We start from the raw sequence: 7,379 nt of genomic DNA on the forward strand, positions 1-7,379 counted from the left end.
GTCCTGGGACACGGCGGCTCCCCGCGCGCGACGAGATGCTCCTGCGCCCACACCTCCAGCTCGTGCAGCGCCGTGCGCAGCCCCTCGCCCCGCGGGGTGAGCCGATAACGCGTCGCCACCGGCGGCCCCTTGAGAACCTCACGCTCCACGAGGCCGGCCTGGACGAGTTCGGTGAGGCGGCCCGACAGCATCCGCTCGCTCACCCCCGGCACCAGCTTCGCTATCTCGGAGAACCTCGCCGGGCCGGCCATCAGCGTACTGATGATCAGACCGCTCCACCGCTTCCCCAGCAGCGCGAAGACCGGGGTCAGCGCCTGACAGCTCACGCCGTCCTCCGGCCTCGCAACCATCCGGTCATAGTAGGTGCCCGACGCATCACGGGTGCCTCGACGCAGCGCAGGTCACGGCGCAGGACAGGGTCACGGCGCAGGACAGGGTCACAGCGCGCTGGGCGGGCCCCCCGGGCCTGCGGCTACGGTTGACCCGCCACGTCCTCGCACTGAGCCATCAGGTCGATCGGATAGCGGTCCGGCACGGGAGCGAGGTGAAGATCGGGTAGGGACGGGGGCGGCTTGCGATCGCAGATTGCGTCGGGACTGCGGGTTGCGTGGTGGTCGCGGCAGGACAGGCGCCCGACCGGCGGCCGCATCGTCCCCTCCGGCATCGTCCAGTCGGGCGCCGCGCGATCCCGTCCCGTGTCACCCCGTGTCGCGTTGACGGCCGTCGCGCTGGTCGGCCTGATCGGGCTGGTCGGCACCGGTTGTGACGGCTCATCGCCCGCGGCGGGTAACCGGCCGTCGGCCGGTACCGACGCGTCGGGCGGGTCCGGGAGACCCACGGAGCCGGACACGCCCGCCGGGTTCGACGTCAAGGCCGAAAACGCCCGGCCCGGCGCCGACTGCGGGCTGGCCCGGCTCGGCGAGGGCCACGCGGTCGAGGGCTGGCTGGACCGGGTCGGCGTCGACCCCGGTCAGCCCGTACGGTTGTTCGCCTCCACCACGGCGAGCCGGCTCGCCGTCTCGGTGTTCCGGATCGGCTGGTACGGCGGCCACACCTGCCGGCTCATCACCCGGCGGGAGGAGCTGCCCGGCCGGGTCCAGCCGTCGGCGGCGATGAACGCGACGACGAACACCGTGTCGGCCGCGTCGTGGGCCCCGACCATGACCTTCGACACGGCGACGTGGCCGCCGGGCGACTACCTGTTCCGCCTCGACAGCAGCAACGGATTCCAGTCGTACGTGCCGTTGACGGTGCGCAGCCCGTCCGCGCAGGGCAGGATCGTGATCCTCAACTCGGTCACCACCTGGCAGGCGTACAACGCCTGGGGAGGCTACAGCCTTTACCACGGGCTGCGGGGTTTCGCCGACCGCGCCCGCGTCGTCTCGTTCGACCGGCCCTACGGCTACGGCGACGGTGCCGCGGACTTCACCGGGAACGAGGCGCCCCTGGTGACGCTGGCAGAGCGGCTCGGCCTGCCGCTCGCCTATGCCACCGACATCGACCTGCATGCCGAGCCGCGGCTGTTCGACGGTGCCCGCGCGGTGATCTCGCTGGGGCACGACGAGTACTACTCGCCGCGGATGCGGGCGACGCTGACCGCCGCCCGGGACGCCGGGGCGAACATCGCCTTCCTCGGCGCCAACGCCGTGTACCGCCGGATCCGGCTCGCGCCCACGCCCCATGGGCCCGACCGGCTGGAAACGGGCTACAAGGTCGCCAACGAGGACCCCCTGTACGGGCGGGACAACAGTCAGATCACCGCGAACTGGCCGTCGCCGCCGAACGCCGACCCGGAGAGCTCGCTCACCGGCGGCATGTACCAGTGCAACCCGGTGCACGCCGACCTGGTGGTGACCAACCCCGGTCACTGGCTGCTGGCCGGCACGGGGCTGGCGGCGGGCAGCCGGATCCCGGGCATGATCGGATCCGAATATGATCGCGTCGATCCCAACCGGCCGACGCCACAGATGATCGAAGTGCTGGCCCACTCGCCGGTGGCCTGCCACGGTCAGGCCGACTACTCCGACGTCAGCTACTACACGGCGCCGTCCGGGGCCGGTGTCTTCGACGCCGGCACCAGCGCGTGGGTGTGCGCCCTGCTCGATGTCTGCGGGCCGGGCACCCAAGGGGAGCCGGTGCAGCGGTTCGTCACCCAGGTCACCACCACCCTGCTGCAGGCCTTCGCCGCGGGGCCGGCCGGGCGGGTCCACCCCGCGGCCCGGTCCGTCCCGGCCGAGGCCCGCAGCACACCTGTCACCGGCAGCGAACGCTGACCCGAAACCCCGTTGTGGCGCCGTCCGCCCGCCTGCCTGCCTGCCCACCGGCCCGTCTGCCCCATTCGCTCCGATCCAGGGCCTACTCGTCTAGAGTCACCCATCGCACGCGTAACGCCGTAGATCGTTCGCCGGACATCCGCGATGCCGGCGAACGCTGTCGAAAGTAGGTAGTGGATGTCTTCGATGATCGCCAGACCGGCGGGCCGCGCATCACGATGGGGAATCGTCCTGCTGGTGGCGCTGCTCCCGGCCGTGCTGCTCGGGGCGTGCAGCTCCTCGAACGGCGGCTCCAAGACCGTGCAGGGCGCCACGGCATCCAGCTCGACGGGCACCGACGACGACTCCGAGTACAGCGGTGCCTGCCCGACGGCCGGCAACAGCAGGGCCTTCGCCAAGACACGGTTCGCGGTGCACGCGGGCCTCGCACTCGGGGCCTTCCACCGGTACATCTACAAGCCGGCGAAGAACGGCGGCTTCCGATCCGGAGCCCCGAAACGGAAACGTACCTACGCCAAGGCCGCGGTCGCCGGCGTGTTCACCGTCCACGAACTCAAGGTCGCCAAGAAGTTCGCCCTGGCCAACCCGTCACTGTGCAACGCGGTGCAGTCAATCAGCGACAAGTTCAACACCCTCACCGGGAAGTTGAAGAACGGCACCGCGACGGATGCCGACATCAACTCCGAGGAGAACCTCTTCACCGCTTTCCAGCAGACCGCCGGACAGGCCGGTTTCGGCTTCACGGAGAAGAACGTCACGGTGCCCGGCGCCGGCTGAGTTCCGCTCCGCCTCGCCGCTCCGCGCCGCCGCCTCGCCGTTCCGCCCGGCGGGCCCTGGTGGCGACCCGCGGACGATCGGCCCGGTCCCGCCAATCCACCAATCATGCAGTGGAGTTAGATAAGCGTGACAGGATGCGATGGGGCAAGGGAACCATCGGACGTCGGGGCGCGACGGGGGAGTCATGGCCGGTGGACCGGAGTGCCGTTCGGCGACGGACCCTCCCGGCAGTGCCGCGCATCACCGGAGTGGCCGAAGTAGCTGGCCGGGCTGGCGGGGCCGGCCGGGCCGCAGCGGCCGGGCCGCGGCGTTCGCCCGCATCGCCCGGCGGCGGGGACGCGTCACATCAGGGCCCGGCCGGCCCGGGTCACGAGATGTCCAGGACCTCCAGCAGCGCCGGCAGCACCGCATCGGCGGCCCGCCGCTCCGCCGGCGACAGGCCCGACAACCGGGATCTGATCAACTCCAGCGCGTCGTCATCACCGACCAGCCCGGAACCCTGCTCAATGTCACTGACTGGCCCGGAAAATCGCTCAGCTACCCGGCTGACGCTAGGCGCCGCCCATGAACCTCAACGGACATGTTTCGGTTCATCGTTGGAGCGAAGTTCCGCCGCGACAGGTGGAGGCCATTGCGCTACACGGAGTCACGGCATGGCAGCAGTCGACGACGGGAGGGCCCCGGCCTCCGGGGTCCGGGGCCCTCCCCTCTCATCGCGTTATCGCGTGGGATCCCCCTCGTTGGCGTGGGACCCTCGCTCGGGTCTCGTCAGCCGAGGCTGGCGATGGCCTCGTTGAAGATCTTCGACGGACGCATGACGGCCGCGGCCTTGACGGGGTCGGGCTGGTAGTACCCCCCGATGTCAGCCGGCGAGCCCTGGACCGCGATCAGTTCGTCGACGATCGCCTTCTCCTGGTCGGCGAGCGTCTTGGCGAGACCGGCGAACGCCTCCGCGAGACGGGGGTCGCCGGTCTGCGCGGCCAGCTCCTGCGCCCAGTAGAGCGCCAGGTAGAAATGGCTGCCGCGGTTGTCGAGGCCACCCAGCCGGCGGCTGGGCGACTTGTCCTCGTTGAGGAAGGTGGCGGTCGCGCGGTCGAGGGTGTCGGCGAGCACCTGGGCACGCGCGTTGCCCGTCGTCCGCGCGAACTGCTCGAAGCTGGCCGCGAGCGCCAGGAACTCGCCCAGGCTGTCCCAGCGCAGGTAGTTCTCCCTGAGCAGCTGCTGGACGTGCTTGGGCGCGGAGCCGCCGGCGCCGGTCTCGAACAGGCCGCCACCGTTCATGAGCGGGACGATCGAGAGCATCTTGGCACTCGTGCCGAGCTCCAGGATCGGGAACAGGTCGGTCAGATAGTCACGCAGCACGTTGCCGGTGACTGAGATCGTGTTCTCGCCGCGGCGGATCCGCTCCAGTGAGAACGCGATCGCGTCGACCGGAGCCTTGATCTCGATCCGCAGCCCGGAGGTGTCGTGCCCGGGCAGATACGCCCGGACCTTCTCGATCAGCCTCGCGTCGTGGGCGCGGTTCTCGTCGAGCCAGAACACCGCCGGGTCACCGGTGGCGCGGGCGCGCGCGACGGCGAGCTTCACCCAGTCCCGGATCGGCGCGTCCTTGGTCTGGCAGGCGCGGAAGATGTCGCCGGCGGCGACCGCCTGCTCCAGCACCACGGTGCCGGTCTGGTCGACGATCCGCACCGTGCCCGTGGTGGGGATCTCGAAGGTCTTGTCGTGGCTGCCGTACTCCTCGGCCTTCTGCGCCATCAGGCCGACGTTGGCCACCGAGCCCATCGTCGCGGGGTCGTAGGCGCCGTGCGCCCGGCAGTCGTCGATGGCGACCTGGTAGATGCCGGCGTAGCTCGAGTCGGGCAGGACCGCCAGGGTGTCCGCCTCCCGGCCGTCCGGGCCCCACATGTGGCCGGAGGTACGGATCATGGCCGGCATGGAGGCGTCGACGATGACGTCGCTGGGCACGTGCAGGTTGGTGATGCCGCGGTCGGAGTCGACCATTGCCAGGGCGGGGCCCTCGGCGAGCTCCGCGGCGAAGGAGGCCTTGATCTGCGCGCCCTCGGGCAGCGATTCCAGGCCCTTGAGGATACCGTCGAGCCCGTCGTTCGGGGACAGGCCGGCCGCGGCGAGCGTCGCGCCGTGGGTGGCGAACGTCTTCGGGAAGAAGGCCCGTACCACGTGGCCGAAGATGATCGGGTCGGAGACCTTCATCATCGTGGCCTTCAGGTGCACCGAGAACAGCACGCCCTCGGCCTTGGCCCGGGCGATCTGCGCGGTGAGGAACTCGCGCAGCGCGGCCACCCGCAGGACGGCCGCGTCCACTACCTCGCCCGCCAGCACCGGCAGGGACGGGAGCAGGACGGTGGTGCTGCCGTCGTCACCCGCAAGCTCGATGCGCAGCGTGCCGGCCGCGGCGATGATCGTGGACTTCTCGGTGGAGCGGAAGTCGTCGGCGCCCATCGTGGCGACGTTCGTCTTCGAGTCGGGTGTCCACGCGCCCATCCGGTGCGGGTGGGCCCGAGCGTAGTTCTTCACCGAGGCCGGGGCGCGGCGGTCGGAGTTGCCCTCGCGCAGCACCGGGTTGACGGCGCTGCCCTTCACCTTGTCGTAACGGGCGCGGATCTCCCCCTCCTCGTCGGTCTTCGGGTCGTCCGGGTAGTCCGGCAGCGCATAGCCCTGCTGCTGCAGCTCGACGATCGCCGCCTTCAGCTGCGGAATCGAAGCCGAGATGTTCGGCAGCTTGATGATGTTCGCCTCGGGCGTCCTGGCCAGCTCACCGAGCTCGGCGAGCGCGTCCTCGATGCGCTGGGCCTCCTCGAGATCCTCGGGGAAACTGGCGATGATCCGCCCCGCCAGGGAGATGTCGCGGCTGTCGACACTGACCCCGGCCGTCGCGGCGTACGCCTGGACCACGGGCAGGAACGAGTACGTCGCCAGGGCCGGAGCCTCGTCAGTGTGTGTATAGATGATGGTCGAGTCAGTCACCGATACTCCGCTTCGCGTCTGTTTCATCTGGGTATCAAGGTATGCCCTGAACGCCCGCTCCACCGGGGTCCTCGCCGGGCCGGGGCTGTCGGCAGCGGCACCCCACCGACCAGCATGATCGCCATATCGGGTCTCCTCGCGCGCGGGGCTCGGTGACGCTCCGGACAACCCGGGCACGCGGTCGCCGGCCGGTTCCGGACAGCCCGGCTCGCCGTCCACGGGGCCAACCTAGGAGCCAACTTCGGGGCCAACCTCTCCAAACGCAACGCGACCATCTCCTCCGGACTCGCCGCGGTGGGGGCCGATGTAGCTTATTTCTTCGGCGATCGCGGCAGCCACCTCCGGATCAGTCGCCGGCCACCGGGTGCGGGTGGGACGGCGCGGGCAGGTGTCGAGAAGGTGTCGCGCAGGTGTCAGGTCCGGGCAGGTGTCGGATCCGGGCAGATGTCAGCTACTGCCACCCGCGGTGGCGGACACGACGCGGAGCAGGACGGTCAGGCGGTCCCAGGCGACGAGGGTGGCATCGTCACGCTCCTGGGTGGGCGGTGCCGCGGCGAGAAGCTGCACGGTTTTCACCGCCGCATACAGGTACAGCGGTCGGGGCCGCCAGGCGATCAGCTGCGGGTACGTCTCGTCCAGCGCCCGGTGGACGAGGTACCGGGCCGGGGCGTCAGGTCGATGCTGCCCGGAATCCAGCTGGTGGAGGATGGCGGCGGCAGCATCGACCTCGTCCGCGTCCGGTATCCAGGCGTAGGTCCGCAGGGCGGTCTCCGCTTCGTTGAGCGCCTCGCCCGCGGCTGCTATCGGGTCTCCGTCGCCGTGGGGCACGGGCGGCGGGGCCCAGTCATCGTCGTCGTCGGTCATAGAACCACCGTCCCTCACCGCGGGCGTCCCGGGCTGGCGACTGACGTCCTCCCCGCCCTGAAAGGTGGGCATCCCGACTCCTACGCACCCACCAAAGGGGGCGTGGTGGTGAGGTTCGCGGTTCGTCGGCACAGCCGATGCCATGCCTCCCCGCGCGTTCACCGCACGTCCTGCGGCAATATTCTGGGCGGCGCGTTGATGTCGGCGTTGCGCCGAAACCCGCAGGCGACACCTGCGAAGATGACGACACCCGCGACGCATCACCGGCCGTCGACCAGCGCGTAGGACTCATCTATCCACGCCGGTGCCCCAACCGCAGGGCCGCGCAGAGATCACGCTACGTTGTGATCGGTGACGTTTTGTAGACGTGCTGTGGGGTGACTCGGGGCGCCCTGGGCGACACAGCGCGAGCGAAGCGTCCCTTTCCCCATGCGTACCCGGCACGCAGGGCTGCGCGAAGGTCGCGTGGTGTGACGG

The 7,379-nt window shown here is 70.4% G+C and carries 5 protein-coding genes; 2 read left to right on the plus strand and 3 right to left on the minus strand.

From position 1 onward, the window contains the following. Positions 1-350, minus strand: a 350-nt coding sequence (locus AC08OX_RS12575; RefSeq protein ID WP_476607993.1) for a winged helix-turn-helix transcriptional regulator, incomplete at its 3' end; no start/stop codon positions are given. Positions 351-713: 363 nt separating this feature from the next. On the opposite strand from AC08OX_RS12575, the gene AC08OX_RS12580 reads away from it, so the two are divergent. Both AC08OX_RS12580 and AC08OX_RS12585 read left to right on the plus strand, forming a co-directional pair. Next, complete coding sequence (locus tag AC08OX_RS12580) at positions 714-2,273, plus strand: N,N-dimethylformamidase beta subunit family domain-containing protein (protein WP_476607994.1); 1,560 nt, start codon at positions 714-716, stop codon at positions 2,271-2,273. Between the two features lie 186 nt (positions 2,274-2,459). After that, a complete protein-coding gene (locus AC08OX_RS12585) occupies positions 2,460-3,050 on the plus strand; it encodes a hypothetical protein (RefSeq protein ID WP_476607995.1) in 591 nt (196 codons plus the stop codon). A gap of 768 nt (positions 3,051-3,818) precedes the next feature. Here the strand turns inward: AC08OX_RS12585 and AC08OX_RS12590 are convergent. Together AC08OX_RS12590 and AC08OX_RS12595 are read right to left on the minus strand one after the other, a co-directional pair. Further along, positions 3,819-6,038: an NADP-dependent isocitrate dehydrogenase gene (locus AC08OX_RS12590; RefSeq protein WP_476607996.1), complete on the minus strand. Its 2,220-nt coding sequence runs from the start codon at positions 6,036-6,038 to the stop codon at positions 3,819-3,821. A gap of 447 nt (positions 6,039-6,485) precedes the next feature. Beyond that, entirely contained in the window at positions 6,486-6,902 is a 417-nt protein-coding gene (locus AC08OX_RS12595; protein WP_035733326.1) for a hypothetical protein, read from the minus strand. Positions 6,903-7,379 lie beyond the last annotated feature (477 nt).

The organism is Frankia sp. CoBUL1 (assembly GCF_978021245.1).

What these genes read in the sequence shown, in the direction of transcription:
- AC08OX_RS12595 (WP_035733326.1), bottom strand. Translation starts at nt 6,902, where the DNA reads ATGACCGACGACGACGATGACTGGGCCCCGCCGCCCGTGCCCCACGGC.
- AC08OX_RS12585 (WP_476607995.1), top strand. Translation starts at nt 2,460, where the DNA reads ATGATCGCCAGACCGGCGGGCCGCGCATCACGATGGGGAATCGTCCTG.